Here is a 16,778-nt window from a genome sequence, read left to right as displayed (position 1 = left end):
ATATAATGGCTTCACTATTCGATTTCAGTAGTGCGATTTCCAAACATATAAGGGCAAAAGAGTATGGCGCGGCATTAACTCATTTTAGAGAAAATAAAGCTCACTTTAGGCCGGAACAGATAGCAGGTAATGAATATCTTATTTCCGATATGCTTTCTTGTTTGCGTCATACCAAAAATTTTGATGCTGCTTTTAAATTCTTAAACATCTATAATGTTCAGATAAACGGATCAACAAAAGAAAGAGTTCTTTCAGCCTACGGGTGGCTTCTCTATATTAAGTTCAAAGCTGATAATTCCGATAATGGGATTGCAAGTTTTAATGAACATGAACAAGATTTATTTGATGAGGAAGAAGTAGACTCTATGCCTGTTACTAATCTTAATAAATCAGACCTGCTTAAAAGAATTGAAACGTTGATTCCTTTATTAAGAAATTCAAAATCAGATTTCACTTATAGTGTTATTTCACAACTCTTTACCATAGTAGTAAAGACAGAAAAGAAAAAGCCAGCGCCTAATTGGAGGGTTGTAAATGAGTTTTGTGATCTATTTGATCCTAACGAACTAAGTACTAATTGCAGAACAATTGAGGTCGAGAGAAAAGGCAAAGTGCAGGAAATGGAACTCGCTTCTGACAAAGAAAATTGGTTTGCATATAAATCTAAGGCTTTAATGAAGCTAGGTAGGTATGAGGAATGTTTCGAAATATCAAAACAGGGTCTTGAGTTATTTGATAAATTACATTATTCTAATGATGCTTGGTTTTCAAGAAGAGTAGCTCTATCTAAAAAGAACCTTGGTAATACTGAAGATACAATTAACGAATTAAGAATTATACTAAGGAAAAAGAAGGAATGGTTTATTCAGAAGGAATTAGCAGAATTGCTTTTAGAAGCTGGTAAAACAAAAGAGGCTTTCGATTACTCCATTCAAGCAATTAATAATTTTGGAGATTTGGAGTTCAAAGTTGACCTGCTTTACTTATTAGGTAAAATCTTGCTTGAAATGGAAGAGGAAGAAAAAGCCTTCAAACACTTTACTTTATCAAAGTTGATACGTCTGAGCCTTGAATGGAAAATACCTCAAAAGCTACATGATGAACTTCGCCGTTTTAAACAAACTGAAGTTCCACTAGATAAACTGAAGAATCTTAAAGCTGAGCTTAAAAATTACTGGAATTCATTTAAGCAAAATAATCCGGAAGCAAAGAGTAGGCAGGGGGAGTTATTAATAGGTAAAATTAAGAATATCCTTAATGATAATGAAAGAGGTAAGAATGGCTTTATTGAATTAAAGGGTATCAGTTATTATTTTTCCATAAATCCAGATTCAAGGTTATTACCTGACATTGTTGTTGGAAAAGAGGTGAAGTTTCAAGTCATGCCTGCTAGAGAGGGTAAAAAGGAGTTGGCAAAAATTATCAAGATTAGTGGGTAAGGGCGATAATTCATCTAGAGTTATAAAACATGATTGTAACTTAATCCATTTGGTAATATCAGCTTCATCATAATCCTACATTATAGACTTAATTAATAAAATAAGACCCAGCTTAAAATTGTGAATAAGCTGGGTCTTAACTTTCAAGGTTAATCTACTTCTTCACCATATTTATTTTTAAATTTAAATGGTGTAAACAGCAGCTGACCTTTCTCAGCAAGCTGTGGTAATATGTCATCTTTCTCGATTTCTTCATTGCCAAACATCCTGTAAGGTTGGTTAAGGTCGTATGTTAAACAGCCTCCATCATCATAGACATGAAAGCCAATAGCCGCATGACCGATCGAGCTGCTAATATCGCTCCATTCTTCTGTTGTGCTTCCTTCAGGCGCAAAATCACAGTATTCCATTGCTTCATAGAGACCAACATCCAAATCAGGAAATTCCTGCAGCAGAAAATCCTTGTCTGTTAACTCTAGCATTATACCTGATGGTACTTCTTTTATTATGAACATACAGTTTCTGATTTAAATTTTAAAAAATAGAGTTAGTACAAATCCCAGACACTATTCGGTCCCCTCTGGCTTATCATCAAAATAATCACGCTGCACATCCTCATTGCGGCTCAGCTTATCCAGATAGGATTTCCGGGCTGAACGCTCCCGCTCCCACATTTTGGCAGAGCCTTGCAGCGTGGACTCAAAAACCATGTAGTTGTTGATGGAGATAGATGTCGCCACCTGCGCTACATCGTGGTTGGCACCGATGTAGGTGAAGGTCCAGCCTTTAGCTTGCAACTTGTCAATCAGCTGTTTGATCTGCGACGCTGTGTATTCCTTAGAAGCATTTTCGAGTCCGTCAGTTAGGATAGTAACCAGCACATGCGTATCTGTTTCTTCCGACAGGTCATACTGCAGCCGGGTTGCGCTCATGCCTATGGCATCGAACAGCGGTGTCATGGCATTGGGCTGGTAGATTTTACCGTTGATCTCCTCCAGTTCCGAAACCGGCACATTGTAAAGCTTCGTTTTAATGCCATCGCTGTTGAAGGTTACCAAAGAGATAAAGTGCTCCTGCTCCGGATGGTTTTCCTTAGCACCTTTTATGGTTTGCACAACTTCGTTGAAGCCAGAAATAGTAGGCTTCTTGATGGACTCCATCGAGCCGCTTTCATCCAGAATAACCAGGTTGTAGATTTTCTTTTTATTCATGATTTGGGATTTTAGATAAGACAAATGAGGGAAGAGGGGCAGCACCTGACACGGTGCTGCCGACTGCATACTAGTTCAGCTGTGGCTGTGTGATAGGAGGGAGCGCCTGCTGGTCCGGGGAGTCGAGCAGGTTAACATCCTGTAGCGAGCTCCCCGCTATACCTTTCACGGAGCCATAGATGCCGACGATATTGAGCAGAGACTTCTCGAGCTGCTTTTCGCGCTCTTTCCAGAGCTTCTCCATCTGGGCACGCTCCCGGGTAGTGCCGCTCTTCAAGCTGGCTATACCTTCGGCAACGGCCGTGAACTGATGGCTGAACTCTGTGCTGGTCAGGTAGTCATAGAGCATCTGCATTTTGGTGCCCTTGTTCTCCTGACTTGCCGTGGCAGCCGACACTTTAAGCAGGCAGTCGCGCAGAACCGTCACCATAGGGGTCAGCTCTTGGTAGGTACATACCCATACGCCTTCGTACAGACCAAAGTGTTGCATGCCCTTCGGCAGTGCCTCTGTTACGAGCACCATCATATCAGCTTTGCTGGCCCGGGCATCAGTCTTCAGCTTTTCGATCCAGTCGTTGCCAAAAGCCTTGGTGCGCTTGCTTTCGTACATAATCGTGCCACAGTCCTCACCCATGGTGCTGCGAACCGTCTGGATGGCATCTGCGCCTTTCACTCCCTTGCCCACTTCTGCTATCAGATCGAATGGGAAAGTCTGTTGCAGCTTCTCCTCTAAGGCCAGCTCTTGTACCTCGCCCTGCAGCTGCATGGAGCCCTGCTCGCTCTTGCGTTTCATTTCCTCCACTAAGCGCTTCATATCATCAATCTGCTTGTCCTTTTCCTTCAGCTTCAGCTCGGTCTGCTCGCTTTCTGACTGACGGATCTTCTGCTCCAACTCCGTTCGAATGCTCATAATACGCCGCTCTGTTTCCAATTCCAGTTCACGCTCCTTGTTCTCCAGTTCACGTTGGCGACGAAGCAGCTGCAGTTCTCTGTCCTGCTTTTCCTTCAGCTTTTGCTCCATCGAGGCTTTTTCTTCTTTTAGCATGGCCAAGTCGTTGCCCATGCTTTGGCTAAGCTCAGCCTTTAGCTTATTTTCGAGTACGCTACGCTCACGTGCTACCTGCTCCTGCACCAGTTTATCTTGCTGCTGGCGCATTTCCTCCAGTTGCTGTTTTTCCTTTTCCATTTCAAGGCGACGGGCCTCGTGTTGCTTGTGGAGCTGATTGGCTTGTTCAGCAAACTTGGATTTCAATTCCTGCTCTATGCGCGATGCAATGGCAGCTTTGGGGTTGAACTCGTGTGAGCACTGTGGGCAGGAAATAGCAGTAGCGTTATTCATATTCTATATAGCATTTTGGTGATGCATACCAATTGGCAAAGCCTATGCCAACGCCAAAAACCGCTCTAACCTCTGTTCTGTGTGCATGCTTGGTGTCAAAAATTTATTTTGCCTATCGATAATAGATGCGTGTTCAGGTGGCGATTATGAGAATCATGAATACAGTACAGAGTACCAATAGATAATAGTCAGGAAGGCACTTATACAGATAACTTATAAAACGCCAAAACCCGCTTACTTGGTTGGCACGCGGGTTTTAGTATGTATAGAGTAAAAAATACCCCCTCAAATGCTTCAGGTATAGCTGAGCACAGGTATGGGGCATGTTTTTTAGTTAAAGGCTAATTCGTCCAACACTAGTTTTAAAAATATTTGTGAGTCTGTTACATCATGGGTAATTACACCATAGTTAGTGTGCCTGCGATTTGCTTCCCATTCTGCTAGCACAGCTTTGGGTTCATCATCCGAAATAGTGCTCTCCAGCGTGAAATAGCGGTAAGGTGCTCCTGCCTGGCGAATCGCAATAGCTTGCCAGGCATCGGTCATGCCGACTGGTTTAGGGAATGTGAACTGAATGATTTCATAGCCTTGCTGGTTGATGCGGCGCAAGGTATAGCCTGTGTTGGCAGGGTAGTCTTCGAGCTCAGTATGGAACCAGGCTTCGCGCCAGGTGTCCGCCAGAAAAGCTTCATCGGGGTTGTCAGGCGTTTGCCCCAAGGTATGGAACTCCAATATCGATTCAAGATCAGAAATTAGGTCGTTCACTTGCCCGTCTGACAAATCTTCATCATCTTTTTCAGTTTCTAAAAAGTCTTCATCCGCGGCATCAAAGTCATTATAAGCGGAGTCTGTGTTATAGTCATTGTCTTCACCAAAAAAGTCATCGGCTACTTCGTCGTCCAGCGGATATCCCTCAGCATTGGCTGGGTCAATGTTTTTTCCGAAAGGAGGGAGGACGTCTTCGAAGTCGTACAAGCCCATTTTCAGGCGCTTTTCTTCTTGTTCGGCAATGTGTTGTTGTAGCTCGTCATCGATGCTTGCCTGTGCAATAGCATGTGCTGTCTCCGGGTCGTCTTGCTGTGCTGTGTCAGGTATAGCGGCCGTGCCAGCTTCACTGAGTAATCCTTCCCCTGCCGGATTAGGCTTTAGGTGCTCGTCTACGTTCTCAGATAAGATAATTTCGGGCAGCACTTGATGCGCTAAGGTATAGTATAGGCGGTGCAGGGCTTCAAGACGCTGTGCATCGTTAGCGTTTTGTTTCATGGTAGGGTTGAAGGTATCTATTGTTGTTAAAAAAACGGCAGGTTCTTATACCTGCCGTAGTTAGATTTATTAAGCGTGTGCTGGACTATTGAGTGACAGCGAACCAAAGAAATTGCGGTTTTGCAGTTCCCAAAAACAACGGGCCATAGCGCTTACGTCGGCGTATCCGTCGTGGGCTTCTGCGAACTCCTGCCCGAATACTTTGCGGTGCAGCTCCGAAAGTGTAGGCCACTTATATCCATAGTTGCCCGGTAAAGCGCAGTAGTTGGTAGTGCGCTCCATGGTGCAGATGTGCTGCCGCTCAAAAAGCTTGTGGCGTATTCCTGCCCGGATAAACTCAGCGCCTACTATGTTTTTATCGAAATTGATATTGTGCGCTACCACATGCGAGCAAGCCGCCAAGTCGTTAGCAAAGCGCAATAAGGCATCAGCTAGTGCCACCCCTTCAGCAAGCGCCCTTTCCGTCGTGATACGATGGATGCGGCTTGCTTCGGCAGGTATAGTAAAGCCATCAGGACGAATAATGTAATTGCCAGTGGACAATAATTGACCCTGCGATGTATATACCTGCCAGGCCAGCTGCACCATACGTGGCCAGTTGTTTATATCCGTATGCGGGGCTTTCCAGTTGCGGGGGAGGCCAGCGGTTTCTGTGTCAAAGAAGAGGAGCATGGGGTGGAGTTAAATGAGTTCTACGTCAATATTAAAGCCATTAAATATTTTAATCCAGTAGGCTTCCATTTTAGCTTTCCCTTCTTTTGCTGATGGAAAATAAAGCCTAACCTTAATGTTTTCAGCAAGTTTTATAGTATTGAATGAATATAATTGTTTGATCGTATTTATATCTTCATCTGCTAACCTATTAGCATCATCAATGGTATTGATTTTATTTTTATGAAAATCTCTTCTTCCAGCAGTATTCATACTTTCTTCCATATCGCTGAAAATTAATACCTCCATTCTATCACCAGTATTCAGCTTGTCCGCATCTAATTTTATTTTATTTAAAATACCCCAAGCATCTGTCTGGTTAATATGTATTGAGTTGCCTTCTTCTTCAAAATGTTGAAGAAGATTAGTTTTTACCTCTTTTTTCAGGACAAATAAGTTACGGTTATACTCTTTTTGGGCATTTTGCTGATCTAGATATCCGGCGTTTGAATCAAGCGTTAGATCAAAGTCTAACTCTGCATCTGGTACTCTATTACTAGCGCTCTCAGTTATAGCATCAATGTAGTAGGCCTTAACCTTGTCGCCTTTTACTTTTAGATTGTCTGAAGCTTCCATAATAACATTTCTATGACTTTCAATCTCAGTAGTGCCATATGTTGCTGTATTACTAAGTGTTTTGTCGAAGAATAATAAAGTATAAGTGTTTGGAGAAGCCACTGGATCTGTATTAGGGATGTACTTATACGCCACGAAAGCAACAATTATTATCCCAAAAAGAATTAAAGCTTTATTTTTAAGAGACATGTCTATCAGTTATTAGTTAAGTTTTCTTTCTTGTATTAGCTTTCTTAGCTTTTGGTGAGCATATGTAGGTTTAGCATCCTCATTTGATGAGGCTTGCGAATTTCCTAACAACTTAGTAAACCACTTAGAATTATTAGATTGAATTACAGGTTGCTCGGAATTCAATAGGCTAGGTTTGTTATCCTTCTCTATACTATTTAAACCATCTACTTCTTTCCAATAGATCGTTGGTCTGCCTTCAACATCATAGGAGATAGCTTCTGCATATGCGTCTCTATAAGTATCAGTTAGAGCCAAGGCTTTTATTTGATGGTATTTAAGTACATTCTCAGAAATATTAACTTGTAGTTCCTGAATCTTGCTAACTAAGGTTTCTGGGGCGGCCAACTCTTTCAATATGACTTCAGACTTAGATACAGTAGCTTTGTTGTCAGCTATATGCTGCTTTGTGATCTTCTGCTCATCTTCTAGAGATTTTAACTGTTTAAGTAACTTCTTTGAATGGTTTGTTAAATTGTCTTTTCTAAAGTGCTGTTCTAATGAAGGAAACGCTATACTTAAACAGACAGCACCCGCTAGAGCAAACATTACTGCCAATGCAATGAATGACCATCGTTTGGCTGGGTTTTCTAATAATTTAGCATTTAGATCGGAAAGCTCGCCTCGAATCTTCGTTAGTTCAGTTTCTTCAATCTCAGTAAGAGAAGTCTTGCTCATTAAAACTTCTTCTCTATGTTCCTTAGATTTAATTTGAGACATTAACCCTTCAGCATCGGATCGGAAAAAACCTAACAAGGAGAGTGAGAATAGTACTAACAGTGCTACTATGCCAATAAACCAATGATTACGTTTTTTAGCAGCTATACTTCCATCTTTATAACTCTTCTCGAAAATCCTATCAACGGCTGGTTTAACTGCAAAAGCCATCATGGCCATAGCTGTTGCGAAAAGTGTAGCTTCTGTTCCACCCAAGTTCATGCCTTTTGCGACTATTTCCATTGAAACAACATAGTCGGCAGCTAATAAAGCTGCACCAGCTATCAGAAATAGTATAGCAGGTACCCAATCATAAGCAGGATTTATACCTTCAATTTTCTCCAAGAATGACTGCTGCTCTTGTTTAATCTCATCAACTTTTTCTATGTTTTGCTCTAAGAATTGCTCTTGGAGCGTGATATTTTCTGTAGACCCTGCGATCTCTACTCGTAATCTTTCACCTTCCGTTTCTGCACGGTTAAGTTGATTTGTTAAACGTGCAAGTTCACCTCGCTGTACACCAAGGTTATGCTTTACGACTTCAAGCTCTTCGCTATGCGTAATCCAAGATTCAAAAGGTGATTTATCAATTTCAAGCACACCGTCCTTAAAACCTTCTTTTCTAACATCAACCAAGGTTACATTTTGCTGTGAATTAGAAACAGGTTGATCAGCAGTTGATTGTGGTACTAAGTCACTTTTTGGCGTTATAGGCCTTACCCTGCCAAAACGGTCTGTAAAAAACTTAACTATAGACATGAGAATGTAGCTTATCTTTTATTATATAGTTTCTTTAGTTAAAACACCATCTGCGGTAATGCTGCTGATTTGATGATGGGTTAAGGTTTTGAGGGCTTTTTTAGCTAGCTCATATTCACCTTTGAATAAACTGATGAGCGCACTACTCTTAGCTTCTAGTTGGTGACGTTCTTCCGCTGTATCATATAGCTGAGTTTGTAATTCTTCTAATTTCTGCGAGGCTGTCTTTTGTTGTTCTTTTTGCTCCGTCAGCTTCTGTTGCTGTTGCTTGATTTCAAGCTTTCGTTGTCTATTCAGCTTTCGGTTTGTACCTAGGGTAGCAAACTCATCACGTAGTTTTGTGATTGTGCTTAGTAAACTTTTGCCTGCAATCAGGAAAATAACGAATGTTGCTACTACAAACAGAATGCTCATAAATATAGGGCGATCATTCCATCCAAAGCTTACTACAAGTACTGAAACTACAAGCGGAACTGAAAGCTCCTCAAATAGCACTTTCCATACTTCAGGTCCACCTTTTTTCTCACTATCCTCCTTAATGGCAGAGTTTGATTTGAATAGTATAGAGCGTGAACTAAAGAGGGCAAAAAATCCAAGAGCAGTTATTCCTACAGCCATTGGTATGGGAAATTCAAAGTAGGACTTTATCATTTCGTAAATGAAATAACCATAGCCTACACACATAGCAATATATAGCACTAAGCCAAAAAAGTGGCGCACTATTGCCTGTAGTGCGCTAGGAGGGAGGACAGATAGTGCCAGTAATTTTTGCTCTATTTGGTGACAGAGTTGAGCTAATTCGGATTCCTCCTGTTTTGCTTCTTCACATCTTATTTTAAGACTTTCTAGCCTTTCTTTAACTACTGCTACTTTGCCTGAAAAGTAAGCTTCAATGGTACTAATCTTGTGTACTGGATCACTATCAGCCGCTGCAGCTAATACTGCTTCGTCCTTTAGCAGATTTTCATCTTCAATCCATGTCATAGCAAGCTGGGTAGAGTTTGCAGTATGCTTGGTAGGTGCTTCTGCACTAGAAGTCTTACGCCCAAACAGGCGGCTCCAAAAAGATTGCTTCATGGTGAGTGTATAAGGGTGTTTTGTTCTTCTTGTCAAAATTTCATGCCGGATTGGCAAATTGCACCTATAGGCTGCAAACGCACTATTTCATCTTAACCAAATAAGGGTAAGGTGTCTGATTTTGTACAGGCAAATCAATAACTGATAGGCTTGTGGGGTTGGAAAGACTGAGAATGTAACATGCGGTGGCGCTGTAACACAAGGTGTGCGGCCTTAAGTCAAAGCAAAATTAAAAGCTTTATCTGATAATCATAATATTCTAATATAAAATTTTAGCCATATAATATATTTACTAAATTTAGACCATCGGTTAAACATTGGTCTTCCATTATGAGCAAGCTCTTAGTATCTTGGATTGCGCGAGCGCATGATTTTAAACGTAATGAGACTGGCGGATTCGATGGGGTGGCAGCTAATGGGCCACACTGCCAGTTCTATGAGCACTTTTACAATACACGTGGCTATGATGGCCATGTGCTCTTGTATTCATCAGCTGATCAGGAACTATGGGCAGAACACTTAAAGAGTGCACTCAAGCAGGTTAATCCCAATGCCGACATAGACCTGAGGCTGCTGGAGCTCCGAAATGTGATTAGCTTGGAAGAGATCAAGCCTAAAATTGAAGCGCTTTTGCTGGGCTTGGGTGAGCATGAGATCGACATTTTCTTCTCACCGGGCACATCCATCATGCAGCTCAGCTGGTTTATGTGCCACCAGTCATTAGGGCTTAACACCCACTTAATCCAGACGAGCGAAGGCCGGTTTCATCCCGATAAAAAGCCACGTTTGGAAGAGCTGCTTCTGGAGCCTAGTCGTACCCCGTTTGCCGCTACTATCAAGCAGGTGCAGTCCGATCAGGCGAAAACTGAGAGCAATTTTAAGTTGACCCCAAGTATAGAGCCGGTATACGACCGGGCCAAACGGGTGGCCCACACCGATCGGGTAACCGTGCTTATACGCGGTGAAAGTGGTACAGGCAAGGAGCACTTGGCCAGGCATGTGCACCTGGAGTCTTCTCGTCGGGATGCTTCGTTTATGGCTATAAACTGCGCCGCCTTTGCTGACACCTTGCTGGAATCGCGACTGTTTGGCCATAAGAAAGGAGCCTTTACCGGAGCCGATGCTGATGCCAAAGGTGTATTCGAAGAAGCGAACGGCGGCACTGTTTTCCTGGATGAGATTGGCCATATCAGTCCGCAGATGCAGCAAACCTTGCTGCGTGTGCTGCAGGAAAAGGAGATACAACCGATCGGGGAGAAGCCACGCCAAGTAAATGTGCGCGTGATCGCTGCAACTAACGCCCCTCTTGAGGAAATGTGCAAGGCCGGGACTTTCCGTTGGGACCTCTATTATCGACTGGCTGTGGCTGAATTGGAATTGCCTTCGCTATGCGATAGGGGATCAGCTGATTTTAAAGAGTTGCTGCAACACTTTGTTGAGATCAAACAAAAGGAGTTTAAAAAACCTCAGAAGCTTCATTTTTCCACTGATGCCATGTCCGCTATACTGGCCTATACCTTTCCGGGCAATATAAGGGAGCTCGAGAATATGGTGGACACACTTTATGTGTTTTGTGACGATGAAGTGGGCTATGAAGACCTGCCCAAGCGCCTACGGGAGTCGGGTGCAGAAAGCTCCTTGCTGCTCGATGATGTGGAGCAGGCCCATATCAGGCGGGTATACAATCTAAAGAACGAGAACCTGACGCATACCACGCAGGCCCTTGGCATTGCTAAGAATACGCTCAAAACCAAGTTGCGCAGGTATGGCCTGCTAAAAGATGAAAAGGAGGAACTGCAGGAAGCATAAGCCTGTCAGTTTCTGACAAGCAAATGTGCTGTTTTAACAGGTTTTGTACTAAAATCTGGTTGATATTTGGCCATTTGGCATTGGCAGCAGGTTTGTAACAGGTATGGCATACCAAGCTATACCTGTATGATCGAAAAAGAGAACCTGCTTTCCCAGATCCGACTGCTACTGCACCATGCCGGCACACCACTTTCAGCTTACGATATCGCCTATCGACTGCTCAGCCAGCGTCTGCAGCAGGCTGATTCTGTCGAGCAGTTGCGGCAACGCGTCTTATCCGTGGTCATCTATTCTCCTTTAGAACTTTTGTTCCACCAAGGCAAGGTAAAGTTAGCCATATGGACAAATGCTCAGAAACCTACGGTGCAGGCCCTGCACAGGGTATTTTGTCAGCTCCTGTCTTCTGATTTACCCGGTCTTTCCGATTGGCACCAACCAGCTATGCTTAGCCTGTTGCTCTACCGGTTTACCTCAGAGCATTATCCGGAGATCCTGGATGGTCAGCTGAAATACAGCTTCATAATACAGCATTTCACGCCGCCAGCATGGCCAGAACAATTGGGAGAAGTAATGCGGACCATGAGTTTGCCGGATTCCAGGATGCAGCGAATGTCTGCGTTCGGAGCTCAATTTCTGCCCCAGGTCAATCCGACTACACTATACCAGATGGTGCAGCAGGTAAGTGCTGCTGATATGTCAGGTATAGAGCCGCTGGCATTTCCCTCTGTGTTCCGGAAACTCTTTACGTAGCAGCTTCGCGTGGCTAAAAATCTGCTATACCAAGCGGGTGCTGGATCATGGCAGGAGCCAGACGCCTAAATAATTTTCCTTAGCAATCAGCTACTTGTACAAAATCATACAGGCTGTGTTAAGGAGCTTGTTGATTTCATGGATTTAAATATATACATTGTAATATAGTAATATTAAATGTGTAACATCGACTGAGTTTATAAAATTTATCGAAAACGAATGAGCATCCTATCTCCCGATTCCGCCAATTACTATTATGAGCAGATCTTGTCCATCGACGCTGCTGAAGGACCTAAGAAAACAGACAAGTTCAAAGACCTTCGCTCGGTGCTGGACTCGCTTTTTAAAGAGCTGACCAGCCAGGAGAAGCAGTACTTCCAGAATACGTTCAGCCGCTCTAATTTCATTTTCGATAAGTATGATGTAGCTCCGGATCTGCGCGATGAAGTGCACGGACTGCGTGTGCGGGCGAACTATGTGGTGCACAATGTAGGAACCGATGTGTCTGACGATGACCTGCTGACAGGTATGCGCGCACTGGCGCTGGCTGTTAGCCATTTTGGGAACACGCCGGAGCCGCCTCAGTTGAGTGCCAGGTACAGCAACCGGCCGGAGCTGACCTTCAGACAAAAAAGGAGAAAGAACCATACGCATATCAGCGAACTGCAACTGACGGTAGTGGAAGTGAAGCACGAAGACGCAACTTCTTCCCGAACAACACTGCGTGGTGATGCCGGGGATCTGGGAGAGGTGGTGATCAACCTGTTCAATCCTAAGGAACAGAAAGACTTCTGGCGCAGCTGCTTTGCCGAAGTTGGCAAACGCCTGAGCAAGTATACGCATGTGGCTTTCTACAACATCCAGTTAAATGAAGGCACCGAAAACATATACAGCACCACGCCACATACCCTGATGGTGGTGGAGCCGGACTACCTAGTGGAGGCGTCGAAGCTGGCAGAGTGCTTTGACAAAAGTGGTCTTAACCCGAACATCTATCTGCTGGGCAAATTTAAGCAGTCGGAGACCAATTACAAGATGATGCTCGGTAATGTAGCCAACAACATCCTAGACAGGCTGGCACTAAGTCCGGGTACGACCCAAGCCGATGTGCGTACGCAACCGATGGGGGAACAGGCTTTCGGGCTTTTGTGCGTATCGCAGCAAGGCGGGCGCTTTAACCCGGCCATGCTCGACAACATGCAGCAGGATGCGGCACCACACACAGGTGTCATTGCCGGGGTGCTGGGAAACTACAGTAACCATAAACTGCTCATAGAGCCTACCTATTTCTCTACCCGTTTCGGATTGCATGGTCGTCTGGACATGCTGGCCCAGGACCCTGCTGAAGAGAACCGCAAGAACATCGTCGAATTGAAAAGCGGCAGTGCACCCGGGATCAACTACAACGGAGGGCTCTGGCATAACAACAAGGCACAGGTACAGTGCTATAACATGTTGCTCGAGTCTACTTTCCCGGGCCGCTCCGGCGACAGTGCCATTCTATATTCAGATGCTGGCCGAAACGAAGGTCGTCCATTGCGCAACCATTCCGAGTCGGTGCAGCTGCGGCAGGAGCTCATGACCCTGCGCAACTTCATTGTGCTCAACGACTTCCTGATGGCGGAGAAGCCTGAAAAGGTACTGGGGCGTTTTAATCCGGAAAACTTCGGCGCCCGGGCACAGTTTGATGAAGAAGCACTGCAGGGTATATGGGCGGGCATGAAGAACGCAGCGCCATATGAGCTAAAGTACTTCCGTGACTACGTTGGTTTTGTTGCACGAGAGCAGCGTACGGCGAAGATCGGCAGTGACGAGGTGGAAGGTACGCTCGGCTTTGCCGCCCTTTGGCGCTCTGCCCGCGCCGACAAACGCAATACTTTCTCTATACTCGACTACCTGGAGTTCGATAAGCTGACAGCAAGCAGTGAAGTATACCTGAAGCGGGGACTGCTTTCAGACAAGATGAGCAACCTGCGCGAAGGGGATATCACTATTCTGTACCCTTTTGTAGAAGGAGACGAACAGGCAGCCATTAAAAACCAGATCCTTAAGTGCAACATCAAGCGCATTACCGATCGGGAAGTGGTGGTGTCGCTGCGCTCCAAGACCATGGATGCCGATTACTTCAAAAAGCATCCTTTTTGGGCGCTGGAACGCGACCTCATGGAAAAGGGCTTCGATGATATGTACAAGTCACTGGCCTGTTTCCTGCAGGCGCCGAAACCTAAGCGGGATCTGCTGTTTGGACTGTGTGAGCCGGCCTTTGGCGAATTGCCTTATAAAGTAACCGGCAACCTTTCGGATGAGCAGCGTGAACTGATGGAACGTGCGCTGAGTGCCAAAGACTATTTCCTGTTGCAGGGACCTCCGGGTACCGGCAAAACATCTTATATGCTGCGCAACATGGTGCAGAGCCTGCACGACAGCACTGAGGAGAACATCATGGTGATGGCCTTTACCAACAGTGCTGTAGAAGAGATCTGCCGCCACTTGGATAAGGCAGGGCTGGCACATCTGCGCCTTTCCCGAAGCGGCTCGGCAGCCAACTGCTTCAATAAACTGGCAGAGCAGAAAACTGTGAGTGAGCTTAACGACTTGGTTGTGAGCACCCGCATTTTTGTGTGCACGCAGGCGTCGTTTGGTAACTTCAGCCAACTGGCTAAGCAGAAGAAGTTTAACACCGTGATCGTAGATGAGGCTTCTCAGCTGCTGGAGCCACACCTGGTAGGTATACTGCCACTATTCGAGCGCTTCATTCTGATCGGTGACGAAAAACAGTTGCCAGCCGTCGTGACACAGGCTGATAAGTATACCCAGGTAGAAGATCCCGCGCTCACAGCCATCCACCTGAAATCGCTGAAGAACTCACTCTTCTCTCGTTTGCTGGCCACCTGCCAAGCCAATGGCTGGGATAAGGCCTATGGCATGCTGACCAGGCAGGGGCGTATGCACCAAGATATTTGCACCTATGTAAGCCAGGAGTATTATGAGAACAAGCTGCAGCCCTTTGCAGGTGAGCAATTTGCAGAGCAGACCACCTTCCAAGCTGACGCAACGAACAAGTATGAGCGGGCTTTGGCAAAGTCACGGCTCATTTTTGTGCCGGCCCCGCGCGAGCCGAAAGCGAAGGTAAGTGAGGCAGAAGCCATGATCGTGGCGGGTTTCATAAAAGCTGTTCACAAGGCATATGGCGACAATTTCTGCAAGGACAGTGTAGGTGTTGTAACGCCTTACCGCTCCCAGATCGCCACCATCAAGCGTAACGGCAGCGTGGAGGCTGCTGTCATGCAGCTTGTTGACGTCGACACGGTGGAGCGTTTCCAAGGCAGTGAGCGTGATGTGATCATTATTTCGCTGGCAGTGAACCACCACAAGCAGATGCAGTTCTTGGAGTCACTCACTGACGATGGTAAAGTAGACCGCAAGCTGAACGTGGCCCTGACACGAGCAAAAAAACATGTGGTGGTGGTAGGCTGCGAAAGCGTTCTCCGCTCAAGCAGTAGCTATCGTACGCTGCTAGAGTACATTGTTGCAAACGGTGGCTACGCGGATTTGAAAGAGATTTAATAGGTTATGCTCTGAAAAGTCTCTTGCCTGTCAATAGTTGATAGGCAGGAAGTTGTTTTGATCCTTTTATGCCTGCCAGTTCTCTCAAAAAGCCATAAAATGTCCTGGCATGATCTTCCCCTTAAGCTATCCTTATTTGATTCCTTACTCTTATATAATTTATTACCATGGCCTTCTTCTTTCGAAAATCATTTAACATCGGTCCTATCCGCATCAACCTTTCCAAGAGTGGGGTAGGCTTTAGCATCGGCGTTCCCGGTGCCCGAATAGGTAAGACCGCTTCTGGCAAAACGTATGTGAGTAGCGGAGCTCCGGGCACAGGTATTGGGTATAGAAAGTATCTAGGCACTAAAAAATCAAGTAAATAATGAAGTCCACAACACAGGATAGAGGCAGAGGTGCCCTGTTAGGTTTAGCCATTGGTGATGCCTTGGGTACCACCCTGGAATTTACGCAGCCCGGCAGTTTTGAGCCGATAAATGATATAGTAGGAGGTGGCCCCTTCGACCTAGAGCCGGGGCAATGGACGGACGACACGTCCATGGCGCTATGCCTAGCCGATAGTCTGTTGCACTGCAAGGGTTTTGACCCGAAAGACCAAATGGAAAGGTATGTGCGCTGGTACCGCGACGGGTATAGAAGCTCCACCGGCCACTGCTTCGATATTGGCAACGCGACACGCACAGCCCTGTACCAGTTTGAGCAGACCAACAATCCTTACAGCGGCTCAACGAATCCGCAGACCGCAGGAAATGGCTCTATTATGCGACTGGCACCGGTGCCACTTTTTTACCACCAGCAGCCTGAGCTGGCATTGCAATATGCAGCAGAAAGTTCGCGCACCACGCACGGTGCCACCACCACGATAGATGCCTGTGTGTATATGGCAGGGATCATCGTAGGTGCCTTGGAGGGTAGGACAAAAGAAGAGTTACTGCAGCCGCTGTTCACGCCGGTCGAAAATTACTGGGAAAACTATGTCCTTTCTCCAGAAATTGAAGTTGTTGCCAACGGTTCTTTCAAAGAAAACAATCCACCCTTCATAAAGGGAAGCGGCTATGTGGTCAAATCATTGGAGGCAGCGCTTTGGGCTTTTTACATCAGCAGCTCCTTCGAGGAGGGTGCCCTGCTGGCTGTGAACCTGGGTAACGATGCTGACACGACGGGTGCGGTGTATGGACAGATTGCCGGCGCTTATTATGGGGAACAGGGAATTCCGGAACGTTGGAGGGATATGGTGTATGATAAAGAAGGGATACGTGCTGTGGCTGTAGGTTTGATAGATCAAGCTAAGACTGGATAATTGACAGATGAATAAGCGGATTAGGCTGC

The 16,778-nt window shown here is 45.3% G+C and carries 14 protein-coding genes; 6 read left to right on the top strand and 8 right to left on the bottom strand.

Annotation, left to right across the window (positions count from 1 at the left end; translation table 11 throughout):
* Positions 1 to 5 precede the first annotated feature (5 nt).
* The gene (locus tag K3G39_RS07025; RefSeq protein ID WP_220625471.1) at positions 6 to 1,439 is read left to right on the top strand and encodes a M48 family metallopeptidase; all 1,434 of its coding nucleotides are present in this window, start codon (positions 6 to 8) and stop codon (positions 1,437 to 1,439) included.
* Positions 1,440 to 1,588: 149 nt separating this feature from the next.
* On the opposite strand, the gene K3G39_RS07020 is transcribed toward K3G39_RS07025, so the two are convergent.
* The 8 genes from K3G39_RS07020 to K3G39_RS06985 all read right to left on the bottom strand — a co-directional run bounded on the left by K3G39_RS07020 (position 1,589) and on the right by K3G39_RS06985 (position 9,320).
* The gene (locus K3G39_RS07020; RefSeq protein ID WP_220625470.1) at positions 1,589 to 1,954 is read right to left on the bottom strand and encodes a hypothetical protein; all 366 of its coding nucleotides are present in this window, start codon (positions 1,952 to 1,954) and stop codon (positions 1,589 to 1,591) included.
* Between the two features lie 51 nt (positions 1,955 to 2,005).
* On the bottom strand, positions 2,006 to 2,650 hold the full coding sequence (locus K3G39_RS07015; RefSeq protein ID WP_220625469.1) for a VWA domain-containing protein: 645 nt from the start codon (positions 2,648 to 2,650) through the stop codon (positions 2,006 to 2,008).
* A 70-nt stretch (positions 2,651 to 2,720) separates the two neighbouring features.
* Positions 2,721 to 3,989 (bottom strand): DUF2130 domain-containing protein, encoded by a 1,269-nt coding sequence (locus K3G39_RS07010; RefSeq protein WP_220625468.1) that lies wholly within the window; start codon positions 3,987 to 3,989, stop codon positions 2,721 to 2,723.
* A gap of 330 nt (positions 3,990 to 4,319) precedes the next feature.
* Complete coding sequence (locus K3G39_RS07005) at positions 4,320 to 5,252, bottom strand: hypothetical protein (RefSeq protein ID WP_220625467.1); 933 nt, start codon at positions 5,250 to 5,252, stop codon at positions 4,320 to 4,322.
* A 69-nt stretch (positions 5,253 to 5,321) separates the two neighbouring features.
* Positions 5,322 to 5,924 carry a 3'-5' exonuclease gene (locus tag K3G39_RS07000; protein ID WP_220625466.1) on the bottom strand — a complete coding sequence of 201 codons (603 nt, stop codon included), beginning with the start codon at positions 5,922 to 5,924 and terminating at the stop codon, positions 5,322 to 5,324.
* Between the two features lie 9 nt (positions 5,925 to 5,933).
* Positions 5,934 to 6,728, bottom strand: coding sequence for a hypothetical protein (locus K3G39_RS06995; protein ID WP_220625465.1), 795 nt, complete (start codon positions 6,726 to 6,728; stop codon positions 5,934 to 5,936).
* A 12-nt stretch (positions 6,729 to 6,740) separates the two neighbouring features.
* Positions 6,741 to 8,243 (bottom strand): hypothetical protein, encoded by a 1,503-nt coding sequence (locus tag K3G39_RS06990; RefSeq protein ID WP_220625464.1) that lies wholly within the window; start codon positions 8,241 to 8,243, stop codon positions 6,741 to 6,743.
* A gap of 21 nt (positions 8,244 to 8,264) precedes the next feature.
* Positions 8,265 to 9,320: a hypothetical protein gene (locus K3G39_RS06985; RefSeq protein ID WP_220625463.1), complete on the bottom strand. Its 1,056-nt coding sequence runs from the start codon at positions 9,318 to 9,320 to the stop codon at positions 8,265 to 8,267.
* Positions 9,321 to 9,650: 330 nt separating this feature from the next.
* Between K3G39_RS06985 and K3G39_RS06980 the strand changes: the two genes are divergently transcribed.
* From K3G39_RS06980 to K3G39_RS06960, 5 genes are all read left to right on the top strand, one after another.
* On the top strand, positions 9,651 to 11,129 hold the full coding sequence (locus K3G39_RS06980; protein ID WP_220625462.1) for an RNA repair transcriptional activator RtcR family protein: 1,479 nt from the start codon (positions 9,651 to 9,653) through the stop codon (positions 11,127 to 11,129).
* 126 nt (positions 11,130 to 11,255) lie between these two features.
* A complete protein-coding gene (locus K3G39_RS06975) occupies positions 11,256 to 11,879 on the top strand; it encodes a hypothetical protein (protein WP_220625461.1) in 624 nt (207 codons plus the stop codon).
* Between the two features lie 219 nt (positions 11,880 to 12,098).
* A complete protein-coding gene (locus K3G39_RS06970; RefSeq protein ID WP_220625460.1) occupies positions 12,099 to 15,446 on the top strand; it encodes a DEAD/DEAH box helicase in 3,348 nt (1,115 codons plus the stop codon).
* 167 nt (positions 15,447 to 15,613) lie between these two features.
* The gene (locus tag K3G39_RS06965; RefSeq protein ID WP_220625459.1) at positions 15,614 to 15,814 is read left to right on the top strand and encodes a DUF4236 domain-containing protein; all 201 of its coding nucleotides are present in this window, start codon (positions 15,614 to 15,616) and stop codon (positions 15,812 to 15,814) included.
* On the top strand, positions 15,814 to 16,749 hold the full coding sequence (locus K3G39_RS06960) for an ADP-ribosylglycohydrolase family protein (protein WP_220625458.1): 936 nt from the start codon (positions 15,814 to 15,816) through the stop codon (positions 16,747 to 16,749). Before K3G39_RS06965 ends, K3G39_RS06960 begins: the two co-directional genes overlap by 1 nt.
* The last annotated feature ends 29 nt before the right edge of the window (positions 16,750 to 16,778 follow it).

Source organism: Pontibacter sp. HSC-14F20 (assembly GCF_019599265.1).
In the GTDB taxonomy this organism is placed as follows: Bacteria; Bacteroidota; Bacteroidia; order Cytophagales; family Hymenobacteraceae; genus Pontibacter.
Note: the sequence above shows the minus strand (reverse complement) of the source record. Positions and strands in the feature narration are given on the sequence as shown.

Bases quoted from the DNA above. Each gene is read 5' to 3' on its own strand.
- K3G39_RS07025 (WP_220625471.1), top strand. From the start codon at position 6: ATGGCTTCACTATTCGATTTCAGTAGTGCGATTTCCAAACATATAAGG.
- K3G39_RS07020 (WP_220625470.1), bottom strand. From the start codon at position 1,954: ATGTTCATAATAAAAGAAGTACCATCAGGTATAATGCTAGAGTTAACA.
- K3G39_RS07015 (WP_220625469.1), bottom strand. From the start codon at position 2,650: ATGAATAAAAAGAAAATCTACAACCTGGTTATTCTGGATGAAAGCGGC.
- K3G39_RS07010 (WP_220625468.1), bottom strand. From the start codon at position 3,989: ATGAATAACGCTACTGCTATTTCCTGCCCACAGTGCTCACACGAGTTC.
- K3G39_RS07005 (WP_220625467.1), bottom strand. From the start codon at position 5,252: ATGAAACAAAACGCTAACGATGCACAGCGTCTTGAAGCCCTGCACCGC.
- K3G39_RS07000 (WP_220625466.1), bottom strand. From the start codon at position 5,924: ATGCTCCTCTTCTTTGACACAGAAACCGCTGGCCTCCCCCGCAACTGG.
- K3G39_RS06995 (WP_220625465.1), bottom strand. From the start codon at position 6,728: ATGTCTCTTAAAAATAAAGCTTTAATTCTTTTTGGGATAATAATTGTT.
- K3G39_RS06990 (WP_220625464.1), bottom strand. From the start codon at position 8,243: ATGTCTATAGTTAAGTTTTTTACAGACCGTTTTGGCAGGGTAAGGCCT.
- K3G39_RS06985 (WP_220625463.1), bottom strand. From the start codon at position 9,320: ATGAAGCAATCTTTTTGGAGCCGCCTGTTTGGGCGTAAGACTTCTAGT.
- K3G39_RS06980 (WP_220625462.1), top strand. From the start codon at position 9,651: ATGAGCAAGCTCTTAGTATCTTGGATTGCGCGAGCGCATGATTTTAAA.
- K3G39_RS06975 (WP_220625461.1), top strand. From the start codon at position 11,256: ATGATCGAAAAAGAGAACCTGCTTTCCCAGATCCGACTGCTACTGCAC.
- K3G39_RS06970 (WP_220625460.1), top strand. From the start codon at position 12,099: ATGAGCATCCTATCTCCCGATTCCGCCAATTACTATTATGAGCAGATC.
- K3G39_RS06965 (WP_220625459.1), top strand. From the start codon at position 15,614: ATGGCCTTCTTCTTTCGAAAATCATTTAACATCGGTCCTATCCGCATC.
- K3G39_RS06960 (WP_220625458.1), top strand. From the start codon at position 15,814: ATGAAGTCCACAACACAGGATAGAGGCAGAGGTGCCCTGTTAGGTTTA.